Annotated in this window: 12 protein-coding genes and 1 tRNA gene; 6 read left to right on the top strand and 7 right to left on the bottom strand. The window is 52.2% G+C overall.

Annotated features, from left to right (window positions below; genetic code table 11):
* The first annotated feature begins 49 nt into the window (after positions 1 to 49).
* From J7I43_RS17060 to J7I43_RS17050, 3 genes are all read left to right on the top strand, one after another.
* Positions 50 to 1273: a sterol desaturase family protein gene (locus J7I43_RS17060; protein WP_209147062.1), complete on the top strand. Its 1224-nt coding sequence runs from the start codon at positions 50 to 52 to the stop codon at positions 1271 to 1273.
* 6 nt (positions 1274 to 1279) lie between these two features.
* Positions 1280 to 1354: transfer RNA gene (locus tag J7I43_RS17055), tRNA-Cys, on the top strand.
* Positions 1355 to 1435: 81 nt separating this feature from the next.
* Entirely contained in the window at positions 1436 to 1912 is a 477-nt protein-coding gene (locus J7I43_RS17050; RefSeq protein WP_209147061.1) for a CinA family protein, read from the top strand.
* A gap of 56 nt (positions 1913 to 1968) precedes the next feature.
* Here J7I43_RS17050 and J7I43_RS17045 read toward each other — a convergent pair whose 3' ends face one another.
* The gene (locus J7I43_RS17045) at positions 1969 to 2892 is read right to left on the bottom strand and encodes an SDR family NAD(P)-dependent oxidoreductase (protein ID WP_209147060.1); all 924 of its coding nucleotides are present in this window, start codon (positions 2890 to 2892) and stop codon (positions 1969 to 1971) included.
* Between the two features lie 5 nt (positions 2893 to 2897).
* Complete coding sequence (locus J7I43_RS17040; RefSeq protein WP_209147059.1) at positions 2898 to 3539, bottom strand: hypothetical protein; 642 nt, start codon at positions 3537 to 3539, stop codon at positions 2898 to 2900.
* 116 nt (positions 3540 to 3655) lie between these two features.
* On the opposite strand from J7I43_RS17040, the gene J7I43_RS17035 reads away from it, so the two are divergent.
* Genes J7I43_RS17035 through J7I43_RS17025 form a run of 3 tightly spaced genes read left to right on the top strand, consistent with a single transcriptional unit; the run spans position 3656 to position 7299 of the window.
* Positions 3656 to 5884: a glycoside hydrolase family protein gene (locus J7I43_RS17035; RefSeq protein WP_209147058.1), complete on the top strand. Its 2229-nt coding sequence runs from the start codon at positions 3656 to 3658 to the stop codon at positions 5882 to 5884.
* Positions 5868 to 6626 carry an SDR family oxidoreductase gene (locus J7I43_RS17030; protein ID WP_209147057.1) on the top strand — a complete coding sequence of 253 codons (759 nt, stop codon included), beginning with the start codon at positions 5868 to 5870 and terminating at the stop codon, positions 6624 to 6626. Before J7I43_RS17035 ends, J7I43_RS17030 begins: the two co-directional genes overlap by 17 nt.
* Before the next feature lie 10 nt (positions 6627 to 6636).
* Positions 6637 to 7299, top strand: coding sequence for a DUF6766 family protein (locus J7I43_RS17025; protein ID WP_209147056.1), 663 nt, complete (start codon positions 6637 to 6639; stop codon positions 7297 to 7299).
* Between the two features lie 24 nt (positions 7300 to 7323).
* Here J7I43_RS17025 and J7I43_RS17020 read toward each other — a convergent pair whose 3' ends face one another.
* The 5 genes from J7I43_RS17020 to J7I43_RS17000 all read right to left on the bottom strand — a co-directional run bounded on the left by J7I43_RS17020 (position 7324) and on the right by J7I43_RS17000 (position 15596).
* Positions 7324 to 9216, bottom strand: coding sequence for an ATP-binding protein (locus J7I43_RS17020; RefSeq protein WP_209147055.1), 1893 nt, complete (start codon positions 9214 to 9216; stop codon positions 7324 to 7326).
* 237 nt (positions 9217 to 9453) lie between these two features.
* Positions 9454 to 10032, bottom strand: a complete 579-nt coding sequence (locus J7I43_RS17015) for a toxin-antitoxin system YwqK family antitoxin (protein ID WP_209147054.1) — start codon at positions 10030 to 10032, stop codon at positions 9454 to 9456.
* Positions 10033 to 10136: 104 nt separating this feature from the next.
* Positions 10137 to 11051, bottom strand: a complete 915-nt coding sequence (locus J7I43_RS17010) for a DUF4382 domain-containing protein (protein WP_209147053.1) — start codon at positions 11049 to 11051, stop codon at positions 10137 to 10139.
* Positions 11052 to 11764: 713 nt separating this feature from the next.
* Positions 11765 to 13750 (bottom strand): 1,4-alpha-glucan branching protein GlgB, encoded by a 1986-nt coding sequence (gene glgB / locus J7I43_RS17005; protein WP_209147052.1) that lies wholly within the window; start codon positions 13748 to 13750, stop codon positions 11765 to 11767.
* An 85-nt stretch (positions 13751 to 13835) separates the two neighbouring features.
* Positions 13836 to 15596, bottom strand: coding sequence for a DEAD/DEAH box helicase (locus tag J7I43_RS17000; protein ID WP_209147051.1), 1761 nt, complete (start codon positions 15594 to 15596; stop codon positions 13836 to 13838).
* Positions 15597 to 15638: the final 42 nt, after the last annotated feature.

Below are 15638 nucleotides of genomic sequence, written 5' to 3'. Positions count from 1 at the left end.
CACGAACGTATATATTTGTCTACAAAACTAGTAGACTAATACCAACCACATGCATCACCTGAACTGGATTGCACTCTCCATCGGCGGTTTCCTGTTCTTTATCGGGCTGGAATATCTTGTTTCGCGGAGAACGGGGAAGAATTATTTCCAATTCGCCGAATCGGTCGCCAACCTGAATGTCGGCATTGCCGAGCGGCTGCTGGACATTTTTGTAACGGGGCTGTTTTATTTCTTTTTCGATTACATCTACCGCAATTTTGCGATATGGGACATTCAGCCGAACTGGCTCACCTGGTTCCTGCTGTTCCTGGCGACGGATTTCGTGTGGTATTGGTATCACCGGCTGGCGCATGAGGTGAACATTCTTTGGGCGGCACATGTGGTGCATCACCAGAGCGAAGATTTCAACTACACCGTTTCCGCCCGCATCACCGTGTTCCAGGCGGCGGCGCGCAGTTTGTTCTGGGCCATTTTGCCGCTGATGGGCTTCCCTCCTGCCATGATCACGGCCTTGCTGCTGGTGCACGGGCTGTATCCTTTTTTCATCCATACGCAAACCATCGGCAGGCTTGGCATACTGGAATATTTTATGGTCACGCCTTCGCATCACCGCGTGCATCATTCTTCCAACGAAAAATACCTCGACAAAAACTACGGCGATGTGCTGATCATCTGGGACAAAATGTTCGGCACATTCGTAAAAGAAGACCATAAGGAGCCTTGTGTGTACGGGTTGACCTCGCCGCTGAAAAGTCACAGCTTCCTCTGGCAGCAATTCCATTTTATGCTCGAGCTTGGCACCGCCTTTCGTCGCGCCAAAGACTGGAAACAAAAGTGGAACGTGCTTTTCGGCAAACCTGACGACATTGATCCGGCTATCCGCGGGCAGCTGGAAGAATTTTGGCTAAGGAAGACCGTTACGCGCAAACAAACAAAAGGGCAACGCATTTACATCGTTATCCAAACCGCGGTCAGCATCAGCCTGCTGTTCGCCGCCACGCTGCTGGAAGCATACATTCCTCCGGGGCTGGCCCTGTTTATCGTATTGTTCATTCTCATCAGCCTGGTGAACACCGGCGCCATCCTGGAACAGAAAAAATGGTTCTTTTACCTCGAATACGCGCGCATGATGCTACTGGCCGTCACCAGCATGGTGTATTTCCAGCACCTGTACGTATTCGTGAGCGTATTATTCTTCGCTGCGCTGGTCACCTTTTATTTCTCAAGGATCGAACGTTCGTTCAAACGCTGGCTTTTCCAGCGCATACAGTAAAGTCAATGTCGCGTGGCCGAGTGGTGAGGTAAAGGCCTGCAAAGCCTTTTACGATGGTTCGAATCCATCCGCGGCTATCCAGCCATTACGTTAAAAAGAGGGAGACGGTGCGTCTTCCTCTTTTTTGTGCGGTTTGGCATAATATTTTTAGTATTCCCCGTTATGGCAAATATCCAGGTTATCAGAGATCAACTATTACGCAACAAAAAAACCGTGGCCGTGGCGGAAAGCGTTACAGCAGGGCTTTTACAGTTCTCGCTGGCGGGCGCCGAAGATGCGGCGCAGTTTTTCCAGGGCGGCATTACCGTGTATAATCTCGGGCAGAAATACCGGCATCTGCGCGTAGAGCCTATTCATGCGGCGCAGTGCGATTGTGTGGACGAACAGGTGGCCATCGAAATGGCGAAGAACGTTTGCAGGCTGTTTTCCAGCCACTGGGGCATCGCTGTTACCGGTTATGCCACGCCCGTTCCCGAATCGGACCATAAACTTTTTGCGTGGTATGCTATCGCGCATGGGGATGAACTGATGCTTTCCCAGCAATTGCACGCTTCTTCCGCAACGCCCGCCGCCGTGCAGGAATGGTATGCGGACATGGCCCTGACGGCTTTCGCCAATGTGCTGTCCTACGGGCATTAGAACACCCTTCATCATAAAAGAACGGCGGGCATTTATCGTGTCCGCCGTTTTATTTTTTAGAATGGCTTGATCTCTTCATCCGGCCTGACGCCTTTTTGATAATCTCCTTCCGTAGCGTGGATCGCTTCGCGTTCCCTGCGCGACGGCTCGTGGGTGATTGTGGTGCGGCCTTCCTTGTCGCTCGGCTCGTTCTGTTTTCTTGCATTACCGGCGGCCATTTCGTCGCCCAGCAGATCAGACAAAAATACGTGCATTTTGGCCGTTGAACCGGAAACGATCTTGTTCTCCCCTTTCATCAGCGCCTCGTAGCCGTTTTTTGCGACCGTGGCAGGATCGTCCAGTTTCTTTTCCTTGTAGGTGACGGTATGCTGCTGATGCGCTTTATGGAAGAAGTCGGTATCCGTTGGGCCAGGCAGCAGTACGGTAATGGTGATGTTTTTATCTTTCATTTCATTGGCCAGCGCCGCGCTGAAAGAAAGCACGAAAGCTTTGGTGGCGGCGTAGACAGACAGCAGCGGCATGGGCGTGGCGCCCGCTTCGGAGCCCACTTGCAGGATCTTTCCTTCGTTTCGCTGCACCATGTCGCGCAGGAACAGTTTGGTAAGCGAGATCAGCGCGATAATGTTCAGCTGTACAATATCGATATCCCGTTTCAGTTCTGTATCGATAAACGGACCCCATTCGCCCTGTCCCGCGTCGTTTACGAGCACATCCACGGTAATGCCCATGTTCTTCGCAAACTGGTACACTTCTTCAGCGGCGCCGGGCGCAAACAGATCTTTCGCATGGGGCGTGATTTCCACACTATATGCATTTTTCAACTCATCGGCCACTTCCTGCAAACGTTCTTCGTTCCGCGCCACGAGTATCAAATGATAACCGTCTGCGGCAAACAATTTCGCAAGCTCGTAACCGATGCCGCTGGTAGCACCGGTGATCAGCGCATAACGGTTCCTGTTGTCGATTTGCTGCTGTTCCATATCGGTCAGATTTTTTGTGATGAATCAGTCGGCGTTTTGAGAATGCCGTTCACCAGTTTTTTCCACTGGAAATGGGAATAACCGAGCATGGCGGTAATAGCGGCGAACAGGTTACGGATCTTGTCCCACAGGTACCGTGCGCCGGTGTTCGGCACTTCGTTCCGCCCGTACACGCCGGCTTTCACTTCACGGCCTTTCAATTCTACCATGAACGAACTGGTGGCGTATTGTTTGAAGAAATGGGAAATGCGTTTTTTCTCCTCTCCCGGCCGCGCAGCGGGCCTTACGCGCATGATAAAGGAAAAACTGTCGTCGGGCACGTAGATCTGTTCGCGGATATCTTCCACCATTACCCAGTCAAAACCATCGCCTTCGCTGTTGCCCGGGCCGGGAACATTGATGCGGATATAATCTCCCGGCATCGCCATCCTGTCTTGCGGGCGCCCCGCTTTGTTCACCAACTGGAAAGACGCGCTGGCCATGCCGCTGAGATCTTTCCAGAGATTGACGGACAATAACCTGTTCATTGCTTTTTCAAACAGCAGCCGCGCTTCGTCCGTGCTCGGAAGAATGATCGATTCACAATCGTTGGTGCTGTTGCCGATTAGTTGCGGCGGAATGGCATTCGTGATATCAATGGTTTCCATACATCCTGCTTTAGGATATAAAAAGAGAAAACTATGCCATATAAACAGCTGTAAACCCTCGCCGATGCTGCATTGGCATCATTTTTAATCAGCTAATGGCATAACAAGAGGACAATATGAACGGATTTTCACCATGGTACGCGTCTGTTTACCAGTCTTTAACGGACGGGGCTGTACAAACTTTATACAACCATTCCCTGCACGGGTATTCGGTTCAGGCAAAACTATCGGAACATGCGCTGTGGCTGGTGATCGATTGGCCGAAAGGCGGAAGCATCGCCTTGCGCACGGCATATGCACCGGACCAGGCGCTGCAGCTCACCGGCACGAAAACATCCGCGGGCGGCATCCGGTTCCTGCTGGGATCGCCGCTGGGTGAGCATGTGGTGGATTTGAAGTTCGATCCCGCCGACCTGCCGTTATTTCATTGTTCGGTAAGTTTTACGCCCACACAGCCGCTGATGTTCCCGTTCTGGCCGCGGGACCTTGTGATGCTGGGCAAATCGGCCCATCCTTCGGGGCACGTGCATATTTCCCAAAAGGGCCATCGTTCAGGGCTGTTATATTTCAGCCTTACCAAACCCGTCATCGGCTCCGTGCTGTATTTCCAGCATCTCGGCTCGCTGAAAGACTACAACGAAGACACGCATACTGAAGCAGCGGACACCGTGGGCGGTCAGTGGCCGGAGATCGGGTTTGCATTGCCAGCGGGCACCAAACCGTTGAAAACCGGGAAAAATTATATGCTGTCAAACGTTACATTGCTCCTCAGCGACGCGATCCCCAAAACCGAATTCGAAAAAGCGGAGCAGTTCCTGCAAATGCTTTCCGAAATATATCTGCATATGCCCAAACCCGGCACCGACTACCACAACTGGCCGGACATTTTGCAGAAATCGTTACACAACCTTCAGCACAACCCGGGCTGCTGGCAGCAATTCGAACAAAATGCTTTTCTGAACGCGTACGTAAGCGATTACAAAACACCGCCCGAGATCATGGTGCAAATGGCGGTATTGCTGCCGTTGATGGATTATGCCGAATGGAGCCGCACCGAAATTGCACTGGTAGACGTAATGAAAAAAGGCATCCCCGCATTTTTTGACGACCAGATCGACGCGATAGGCCGTTGGCTGACATCGCAGGAAGACAAACTGGACCAGTCCGAAGAACATAAAAAAACCCGCGTGATGGATTCGTGGTACCTCCATCATCCTCTGCTGAACCTCAGCAGGCTCGCGGAGAAAGGAGATAAAATGGCGAAAGACATTTTTCTGACCTCGCTGGAATTCGTCATCAAAGTAGCGCGGCATTTTAAATATGAATGGCCCGTTTTCTATAACCTCGACACGCTGGAGGTAGTCAAGGCCGAAACGCAGCCGGGCAAAGGCGGGGAAAAGGATGTAGCGGGCATCTATGCGCATATCCTCCTCCAGGCTTACGAGCTGACGGGCCTGCAACGGTATCTCACCGAAGCAAAAAAGGCCGCCCGTTCACTCAACGGTAAAGGCTTCGATCTTTTCTACCAGGCCAATAATACCGCCTTCACTGCCAAAGCGTTGTTAAAACTCTTCAAATTCACCGGCGATAAAAATTACCTCCGCCTCAGCTATCTCTGTCTTGCCAACCTGCTACGCAACACCGCCATCTGGGATTGCCAGTACGGCAACGGCAAAAACATCAGCACGTTCTTCACCCTTTTCCCGCTGGACGATGCGCCTTACACGGCTGTTTACGAAGAGCTGGAATGTTTCAGCTCGTTCCACGAATACATCCGGCTGGCGCAGGATGTAGACATATTACCCTCCATTTCCCTGCTGCTGGCGGAATACGTGCGTTACATGCTGCACAGGGCCATCTATTATTACCCGCCAGCGCTGCCGGAAGATATGATCAGCAAGGAACCGAAAACCGGCGAGATCGATAAACGGTTGTGGATACCGCTGGAAGACCTGCAATTTGGCTTTAACCAGTCCGGCACCGTTGGCCAGGAAGTATATGGCGCGGGGCTTGCATTCGCGATGGTGCCACGGCATTATTTTAAACTGCCGCATGCGGATATTATGTTGTTTATCGACTACCCCACCTTCAACCATAAAAACACCCGCAGCGGCAGCCTGCAATTCGATGTAAAGGGCGACCAGCGGCTTACCTGCCGTATGATCTTCCTTCCCCTGAACGGGAAAAAAACGGGACCGGTGAAAGTAACGGGAAGGCGGAACGAACACACGTCCGTATACCAGCCCCGCAGGGAGAAAGACGGCAGCATCAGCGTACAGGTGCACGGCAATCAGAAAATAATTGTTGAACTGAATAAAACGATCAAACATGGAAAACGCTCCTGACATACACGGAAAAATACTGAAAGACATTTCGGTGCTCGTTACCGGCGGCACCACCGGTATCGGAAGGGCCACCGCCTTATTGCTGGCGCAGCACGGGGCGAAAGTGCTCATCTTCGGGCGGCATGAAAAAGAGCTGAACGAAGTACTGGAAGAATTTAATGTCAACGCGCTGGAAGAAAATGTGATGGGCATTATTGCGGATGTTTCGAAAAAAGAGGACATCGAATTTATTTTCCAGCAGGGAGACGGCTTCCTGGGGCAGCTGCATGTGCTCGTCAACAACGCTGCTCTCGGCTACCAGAGCATTATGGACGGGAAGTACGAAGACTGGCAATACATTCTCCAGGTAAATATGCTGGGGTACATGGCCTGCGTGCATGAAGCGGTAAAACGCATGAAAGACAAAGGCGGCGGGCATATCGTCAATATCGGCTCCATGAGCGCGGACAAACGGGAGAAAGGCAGTTCCGTTTACGTCGCCACCAAAGCGGGCATCCAGGGGTTTTCAGAAACGCTCCGAAAAGAAGTGAACGAGCTCGGCATCAAGGTAACGCTGATCGAGCCGGGCGCTGTTGATACGGATATGCAGCCTGGCGGCGAAAATGAAAAACGCGAAAAAATAAAGAACATGGAAATGCTGAAATCGGAAGACATCGCGCAATGCGTGCTGTACGTGCTCACGCAGCCTAAACGCTGCGACGTGGTGGAAGTGAAGATCCGCCCGCATCTGCAATTGATTTAAACATCATTACATGAAGAAAAAACATTCTTGGCTTTATCTCAACGGCCTGACCATCGCCTTTGTAGCCATGCTGGTGGTATGCCTCGCGGCGCAAGCTTTCACCGGGCACAAACAGTACAACGATGAGCTGGAAAAGATGGGCATGGAAGAGGTTTCTTTCGCAGCCTATCTGATCAGCCCGCATTTTATGGAAGCCACTTTCGAAAACTGGGAAAGCGAATTCCTGCAAATGGCGATGTACGTGGTACTTACCGTGTGGCTGCGGCAGATCGGCTCCGCCGAATCGAAAGACCCCGATGAAAAAGAGGAAGTGGACAGGGAACCGAAACCCGGCCCGGATGCGCCCTGGGCGGTGAACAAAGGCGGCTTTTGGCTGAAGCTGTACAAACATTCATTGTCTATCGCGTTCCTCGGGCTTTTCCTTATTTCCTTCGCCCTGCATTTCAGCGGCAGCCTCGCGCACTACAACATAGAGCAGACCGGCGAGCACCGCCCCACGGCCACTGCGGCGGAATACCTGCTGAACTCCAAGTTCTGGTTCGAATCGTTCCAGAACTGGCAAAGCGAATTTTTATCCGTTGCTTCCATCGTGTTCCTTTCGATCTACCTGCGGCAATGGGGCTCGCCGGAGTCGAAACCGGTGGATGCGCCGCATATGGAAACGGGCAAATAAAAATGGGAGAAATGCTAAAACCCGCTACAGTGCCGGGTCGGGCTGTTCTACCTTTTGCCCGTTGACGGCCGTGCGGGGATGCCGGGTGTCGAAACGCAGCAGTTTTTCCAGTACGCCGTGCAGCACCTGTGGCTCCACGGGTTTACGGAGATAGCCGTCCATCCCCAGGCGGATGAACTCCAGTTCCTGTTCCCTGAACGCGTCCGACGATACGGCCACTACCGGAATATGCTGCAGTTCGGGGTCTTTACGGAGATAGAGAAACGTATCGTGACCGTTCATCACGGGCATATGCAGGTCCATCAGCACCACGTCCGGCTTCAGTTTGCGGGCCATTTCCACGCCTTCGGCGCCGTCGTGGGCGAACCATACCTGCGTGATGCCCAGGCGGGCCAGGAAATGTTTCATGATGGTATGGTCGATGTCGTTATCGTCCATCACCAGTATCCTTGAATCCGCCGGAAGGCCGGGTAATTCAGCCGGCGCGGCGGGTATCTCTTTTACTTCCTCACTTACCAGCAGAGGCAGCGTTATCAGGAAATTGCTGCCTTCGCCGGGCATGCTGCTTACCTGCAGGTTACCGCCCATGGCTTCCGCCTTGCGTTTGGCGATGGCCAGGCCAAGACCGCTTCCGCCGAACTGGCGGTACATTTCACGGTCGCCCTGCTGGAAAGGCTCCAGGATGGCGTCTATCTGGCCGTCGGTAATGCCTTTACCCTCGTCGCATACCTGCAGGAACATTGTTGTTTGTTTATGAAAACAACGCACGCGCACGTTTTTGCCGGAGGGCGTGGATTTGAGGGAGGCAGACAGGAGGTTGTTCACCACCTGGCCCAGCGCCATTTTATCACAAAGCACCATTTCGGGGAAACGGCTGTCTATTTCAAGGTGTATAAAGATGGATTCTTTGCTGGCAATGCTTTGATAGATGCCAACGGTATGCCGCAGCCATTCCTTGAGGGAAAAGGGTTCCGGCCTGAGCTCTTCCGTGGCGCCTGCTTCTATCTTTGACAATTCTAAAACACTGTTTACGATTTCCATAATGTTACGGCTCAGCGCGTTCATGTTGCGGGCCATTTGCCTGGCTTCCGCTCCTGTGGCCGTGTTCAGCCTGCTTAGCTCGTCGCTCAGCAACTCGCTTAAACCCGCCAGCGTATTCAGCGGCGTCCTGATCTCGTGGCTCAGCTCGCCGATGAACTGCGTTTTGGCCGTATTGGCTTTTACAAGCGCAAAGGTACGTTCCCGCACGATCTGTTCCAGCTCTTTGTTATATTTTTCCAGCTCCCGGCGCTGCCGTTCTATTTCCCGCCTGCTGCCGGAAAGTGACGTATTGCGGCTGCGCAGCGCGCGGAGCAGGTCCATGATATTGTCCTGGTAAAGACTGATGGCGAGATAATTGAGGTACAGCACCACCGGCATCACCATCCAGCGGTAAATATTCTGCGTGGTCTGGCTTAAGGGCAATGGTTCTACAAGATCAAAATAATAAATAAACTCCAGCACGATCAGGCAGATGATCGGCATGGACGCGCAAATGATGCGCTGGGCCTTTTCCTGCGGCCGCCAGATCAGCAAAGCCACGCTCATCATAAACACCGCCAACAGCTGTACTTCCGTGACCCTGCCCAGGATGCTGCCGTAATACAAAATGATAAGGATGTATAAAACATGCATGCCTATACGGGAAGCATTGTACCGGCGCCGCGCGTTCAGAAAGATCATGCCGAAAAAAGCAGGACAGAAAAAAAATACCGCCGGCACCAATATCAGCAGCGAATGCAGCAAAAGGTAAAAAGCAACGCCGTAGATCGCCACTAGGATGCCGGAGGCAAAACAAACCACGTTCACTACTTTGATCCTTCTTGCTTCCTCTTTTCCTGATATCTGCAGGATACCTGTCCTGTATATCTGCTGCATACGGGCACGCAATGATTGGGACAAAATACTTGTCATCGAATAGGTTTTAAAAAACAAACAGCTTGGAATTACGAACCCGGCCAATTACAACGGTTTTTCATTTCACAGGCCAGTAGGTGATTCTGCCGGGTGCAACTTAGTTTTGGTCAAATAGTCGGATAAGGTTGATCAATACTTACTAAAAATAAAAGATTTTCTGTCCTGGCGTTTATATACGAATAAAATGCTCCCCCGGATCTAGTTTTTCCCTTTCTTCTTTTTGGCCGCTTCGGCGGCTTCATGTGGCAGCGGCGCAGCCTGCGAGCGGGGCCTGTTGCCCATCACGGAATTGCTCAGCTCGCCCTTGTCGTAGGTTTCTCGCATCATCGTACCGTCTTCGTCGTACACTTTCCATTCACCGTGTTTCACGGAATATCCTTTACGCGTTACTTCGGTAAGGTTTTCCTGGCCGCTGACGGGGTCTATCACTACAATGGTATCTTTCTGCCCGTCGATGTCTACAGACAGCATATTGCCGATGGCGCTGATCTTGCCGTTGGGGTAAAAATATTTGCAAAGACCGTCGAGCACACCGTTTTTGAAAGTTTCTTCGGCCATCACGTCGCCGTCTGTCGTGTATTTTTTCCAGACGCCTTCCTTGCGGTCATTTTTATAAATGCCTTCCCAGGTGTAGCCGGGCTCGCCGCGGATAGAGGGCACCTGTTCCACCCAGGGGCCTTGTTTGCGGTTCTTGGCGTCCGTCTGGTTGCCGGTGGTTTGCCCCGCGGCCAGCAGCGCGAAGCAGCTGCAAATGATCAGGAAGCATAATTTTTTCACAGGAAGAATGGATTTGATCACAAATTAGTCTTTTTCTTCAAATGATAAAAGGCCCCAGACATACCCGGGGCCTTTTATTTAGGAAAAATTCAGGTTGTATGGGTTTACTTTCTTAACGTGATGGTTGGCAACTTCGTATCGCGGTTGCGTTCTATTTTCACGTCTGTGATGGTCGTGTCCATATAACCGTTGCCGGCGTTCACAAATACGCTGTAAGTGCCTGTTTTGAGGCCCCGTACCTTAAATTCCCCTTGTCTGCCCGGTATGGCGTACAGGGAATCGAGGCTGTTGAACACGGTGATCACCGATTCGGCGTCTGCGGGTAATACCTTACCGGAAACGGAGCCGGTCTGTTTAACCGTCCATACGTGGATGACGGGTTTGAGGATGAATTTGCCCCTGCTTACCTGGATGATGGAGCGTTGAACGTCAAAGTCGAGCCAAAGCTGGAGATTGTCCGGGGTGATTTCGTCCCATTCTTCATGCCTTACTTTGATGAGAATTTTTACCTGGCCGTTGATGGATTTAAGTGGATAGGTTATGCTGTCTTTAACGAGTGAATTGTTGGGCCCGAGGGTGATGCGGATCTTTTCGATGCGCCCTTTGCGGACGATGCCGTTGGCGAGGCTGGTGTCTACCCCGTTGCGGAGCTGCAGCAGGTCATATACGCCGGGATTGATGTCGAGCGTGTCCCAAACGTCGCACTCCTTGTTTCTTTCCCTGTCTCTCCAGTCTTCCCACCATCCGCAGCGGTCGCGGTCGTTCCAGCGGTCGTCGTCGTCGTCATCGTCTCCCCTGCCCTGGTTGCAGGTATCCACGAGCACTTCCACCCGTTGGATGTCGATGTTTACTTTGTCGAAAAGGCCGGGGTCGTCTGTGAGCTTGAGGCTTACCCTTTGCATCCCGTCGGGTACTTTTTCGGGCTCAGCCGAATTGTTTTTTGTACATGCGTAAATGATAATGGAGAAGGCGCCCAACAACAACACCGGCAGGCCCATTTTACGGAACATGTTTTTCATAATAAAGAATGGTTTAAGAGTGATAGTTTTTCAACCCGGTTAAAGCTCTTATATGGTCCGGCATCATTACGGTTACTTACAGGCGGTTACTAACAAATGATGTCCGTGTTGTATTTCGAAATAATGGTCATTGAAAATAATGGTACTATAAAACGCATTCTCACAGTTCCTTATTGCGGCACCTACTTCGACCCTGCGTTTTCGCAAAAGTTTAATCTCCGTTAATAATTTTGTTGTTAATGCTTTTGGGGAGGAAAAAATAAACTGGGCTGTATGCTTCCGGGCAAGGGGCTCAGTATTTTTTCCTCCCCAAAAGCATTAACAACCGGGGCTGAATAGTAGAAAGCAGAGGTTATTGGCTATGGCTTGTTATGCCTAGCAGCCTGCTAATATTATAATAATGGATTGGTAATAAATTGATTGGGGAGGATTGGAGAGGATCAGAAAGAAAGGAAACCGACATGTTAACACCCGAGGCAAGGAACGTTGCTTTGTCAATAAGTTCAATAAAAAAGGAAGGCAAGCCGGTAATCTCCATCAAGACAAACGACAACCAAATTCACCATTCCAATTATCCAGTCAGTGAAATACCTAGTTTTCCCAGCTCACAGCCTGATGAATGTCTCGCATGAAAAAATACTGAGCCCGTTGCCACGAAACCCATTGCCCAGTTTATTTTTTCATGCGAGACATTCATCAGGCGCCGGTTTTCATCAGGCGCCAGTTTTCGTTTGGCGCCCTGTTTTCTTGAGAATGGAAGCGCCGAGGGGTGGCAGGCGCAGGTGGATATCGTAGGGTTTGCCGAATTTCCCCGGAACAGGTTTCAGCTTGCCGGTATTGATCACTCCGCTGCCGTAAAACTCCGGGGCATCGCTGTTGAGAATTTCCTCAAAATCTTCCCCCCAGTGAATACCGATCGGGTAATTTTCCCGGGGAATGGGCGTCATGTTCAACGCCACCAGCAGCACCTCTCCTTTGTCGTTTTTACGCGCAAACACCAGGATGCTGTTTTCCTGGTCCGCCAGGTGCACCCATTCAAAACCTTTCGCGTCAAACTGCAGCTGGTACAAAACCGGCTCAGAGGTATACAATTGGTTCAGCGCTTTCACGTACTGCTGTAAACCCGCATGCGTGGGGTGCTGCAGCAGGTGCCAGCCCAGCTCGGACTTGAAGTTCCATTCCTTCGTGTCGCCAAACTCGCCGCCCATGAACAGCAGTTTGGTGCCGGGATGCATGAACATGTAGCTGTACAACAGCCGCAGGTTGGCGAACTGCTGCCAGTCGTCGCCGGGCATTTTATAGATCAGCGGGCTTTTGCCGTGTACCACTTCATCGTGACTGAGCGGGAGCATGAAGTTCTCGCTGAAGGCGTACATGATGCTGAAAGTGATCTGGTTATGGTACCATTTGCGAAAAAGCGGGTCTTTTTTGAAATAGTCCAGCGTATCGTTCATCCAGCCCATCATCCATTTCATACCGAAACCCAGGCCGCCCATGAACACCGGGCGCGATACGCCGTAGAAGGAAGTGGATTCCTCCGCGATGGTCTGCGTGTCTGGAAAACGGGAATAAATGATGGAGTTCAGCGCTTTCAGGAAGGCAATGGCTTCGAGGTTTTCGTTGCCGCCATGCACATTCGGCTCCCAGCTGCCTGCCTTGCGGGAATAATCGAGGTGGATCATGGAGGCCACAGCGTCTACACGCAGGCCGTCTATATGGAATTTGTCCAGCCAGAAACAGGCGTTGCTGAGGAGGAACGACTTTACTTCGTTGCGGGCATAGTTGAACACGTAACTGTTCCAGTCCGGGTGGAAACCTTTTCGCATGTCGGCGTATTCGTAACAATGACTGCCGTCGAAACGGTACAGGCCATGATCGTCGTACGGGAAATGGGAAGGCACCCAGTCGAGGATCACGCCGATGCCGGCGTGGTGGAACGCGTCTATCAGCGCCATAAAATCCTGCGGCGAGCCGTAACGGCTGGTAGGTGCGTAAAAGCCTGTAAGCTGGTACCCCCAGGAGCCGTCGAAGGGGTGTTCCATCACGGGCATGAACTCTACGTGGGTAAAGCCCATCTCTTTTACGTAGGGCACCATCATGGCGATCATGTCGCGGTAGGTATAAAACACTTCATGGTCGTTCGCGTCCGGCCTGCGCCAGGAGCCGAGGTGAACTTCGTAGACGGAAAACGGGCTCATCAGGCTGTTCTTCGAGGCGCGTTTTTTCATCCAGGCCGAATCTTTCCATTTGTATTGCAGCGTGGTGGTCACGGAAGCCGTTTTGGGCCGCACTTCCCAATGGTTGGCGAAAGGGTCGCCCTTGCGCAGCTCTTCGCCGGAATTGGAGCGGATGAAGTATTTGTAAAGCGTGTGTTCCTTGAGGTGCGGCACAAAACCTTCCCATATGCCGGATTTGTCCCAACGGGGGAAAAGGGTATGACTGTAAGTATTCCAGCCGTTGAAGTCGCCGATGACGGACACAAAGGCGGCATTGGGAGCCCAAACGGCGAAATAGGTGCCGTCCACCCCTTCGTAACTGAGCATATGCGATCCGAATTTCTCATAAAGGCGGTCGTGCGCGCCTTCCTGGAATAACTGGATGTCCTTCGCCGAGAATAATGAAAAGGGTTCTACTGTTTCCAGCTTGCGGAAGGGTTCCTCGTCGCGTGGAATGATGTTTTTCTTTTGTTGGGTCGCCATACCTTGCTGAAATGCTTTCATACAAGGTAAAAAATAACCCGCAAACTATCGCCTGCGGGTTGAATTTATTTATCCGTGACCGGGATTACGAGCGTTTGCTGCGGAAACCACCGCCGCTGCCGCTCTTGGAAAACTCGCGACGGGGGCGGAAACCGCCGTCTTCGGAGCCAGACCAGGTTTTGCGGGGCTTGTCGCCGTAAGAACGGTAACCGCTGCCGCCGGACTTGCGTTTGTCGCCGTCCTGGCTGGTTTCGATCCTTACGGAACGGCCGTTGTATTCCACTTTGGTGAAGCTTTGCTGTACTTTTTCAACGACATCGTTCTCCACTTCGAAGAAGGAGTATACGCCTTTCAGGTCGATGCGGCCGATCTTGTTGCCACGCAGCCCGGTGTTGTCGCAGAGGAAGCGCAGCATGTCGCCGCGGGTGAAATTGTCTACGGAACCGAGGTTGATGAACAGGCGGGTGAACTTGCCGGAGAAACGGTTGCTCATGGAGTTCTCGTCGCCGCGGCGTTCTTCCTTCACGTTCAGGTCAGGTGCGTTTTCGTAATATTCGAGGAACTCGTTGAACTCCAGGGAAGCGAAGCGGCGGATCAGGTCTTCTTTAGACAGGTCTGCAAATTCTTCGTATATACGTCCCAGGTAGGGGTCGATCTGTTCTTCGTTGACGGTTACGTTGTGTACTTTATGCACGAGCGCGAAAAGTTGTTTTTCGCAAACGGCGAATCCGTCAGGCACTTCGGCCTTCACGAATTTTTTGCCGAGCACGCGCTCGATCTGGCGGATCTTCCCGATGTCCCTGCCGCCGATGATGGCGATAGACACGCCGGAACGGCCAGCACGCGCGGTACGGCCGCTGCGGTGGGTGTAGTTCTCCACGTCGTCCGGCAGCTCGTAGTTGATCACGTGCGTCACGTTATCCACGTCGATGCCGCGGGCGGCTACGTCGGTAGCTACCAGCACCTGGATGGATTTTTCACGGAAACGTTTCATCACTTTATCACGCTGCTGCTGGGTAAGGTCGCCATGCAGCGCGTCGGCGTTGTAACCGTCGCGGATGAGCGATTCGGCGATTTCCTGTGATTCTATCTTGGTGCGGGTGAAGATGATGCCGAAGATCTCGGGATTGAAGTCTACGATGCGTTTCAGCGCGGCGTATTTGTCGCGGGGGCGAACCACATAGTATTCGTGCTCGATGTTAACATTGCCGCTGTTTTTGCTGCCTACGGTCAGTTCGAAAGGATCTTCCATGTAGTTTTTGGCGATCCTGCGCACTTCGGCGGGCATGGTGGCGGAAAACAGCCAGGTGGTCTTGCTTTCGGGCGTGTTGGAAAGGATGCTGTTGATGTCTTCCTGGAAGCCCATGTTCAGCATTTCGTCCGCTTCGTCGAGAATAGCATAACGCACATTGTCGAAGTTGATGGCGCCGCGCTCGATGATGTCGAGCAGGCGGCCGGGCGTAGCCACTACGATGTGGGCGCCGCGTTTCAGCTCACGCAGCTGCAGGCCGATGGCAGTACCGCCGTATACGGCAACGATGCCTACTTCGCCGAGATATTTGGAGAAATTCTTGAGATCGTTGGTGATCTGTAAGCAAAGCTCACGGGTAGGGCACAAAATAAGGCCCTGGGGCTGGCGCACTTTAAGGTCCAGCTGATGGAGCAGGGGAAGACCAAAAGCAGCGGTTTTACCGGTGCCGGTCTGTGCCAGGCCCACAAAATCGCGGTCGCCGCCCAGCAATACGGGGATGGCTTTTTCCTGGATCGGGGTGGGGTTCACAAAACCGAGGTCCGTTACTGCCTTGAGCAGGTTTTCCTGCAGTCCTAATGATTCGAATGTTGTCATTTAATTTTTTTCGGTGGCCCGCTTGTTTTTTAACAGGCCGGG

Source organism: Chitinophaga chungangae, assembly GCF_017742215.1.
Classification (GTDB): domain Bacteria; phylum Bacteroidota; class Bacteroidia; order Chitinophagales; family Chitinophagaceae; genus Chitinophaga; species Chitinophaga chungangae.
The sequence above is the reverse complement of the archived record's forward strand: the minus strand, read 5'-3'. Positions and strand labels throughout refer to the sequence as shown.

Coding starts and splice junctions, on each gene's coding strand:
- J7I43_RS17020 (WP_209147055.1), bottom strand. CDS start 9,216: ATGCAGCAGATATACAGGACAGGTATCCTGCAGATATCAGGAAAAGAG.
- J7I43_RS17060 (WP_209147062.1), top strand. CDS start 50: ATGCATCACCTGAACTGGATTGCACTCTCCATCGGCGGTTTCCTGTTC.
- J7I43_RS17000 (WP_209147051.1), bottom strand. CDS start 15,596: ATGACAACATTCGAATCATTAGGACTGCAGGAAAACCTGCTCAAGGCA.
- J7I43_RS17030 (WP_209147057.1), top strand. CDS start 5,868: ATGGAAAACGCTCCTGACATACACGGAAAAATACTGAAAGACATTTCG.
- J7I43_RS17025 (WP_209147056.1), top strand. CDS start 6,637: ATGAAGAAAAAACATTCTTGGCTTTATCTCAACGGCCTGACCATCGCC.
- J7I43_RS17050 (WP_209147061.1), top strand. CDS start 1,436: ATGGCAAATATCCAGGTTATCAGAGATCAACTATTACGCAACAAAAAA.
- glgB (WP_209147052.1), bottom strand. CDS start 13,750: ATGGCGACCCAACAAAAGAAAAACATCATTCCACGCGACGAGGAACCC.
- J7I43_RS17035 (WP_209147058.1), top strand. CDS start 3,656: ATGAACGGATTTTCACCATGGTACGCGTCTGTTTACCAGTCTTTAACG.
- J7I43_RS17045 (WP_209147060.1), bottom strand. CDS start 2,892: ATGGAACAGCAGCAAATCGACAACAGGAACCGTTATGCGCTGATCACC.
- J7I43_RS17010 (WP_209147053.1), bottom strand. CDS start 11,051: ATGAAAAACATGTTCCGTAAAATGGGCCTGCCGGTGTTGTTGTTGGGC.
- J7I43_RS17040 (WP_209147059.1), bottom strand. CDS start 3,539: ATGGAAACCATTGATATCACGAATGCCATTCCGCCGCAACTAATCGGC.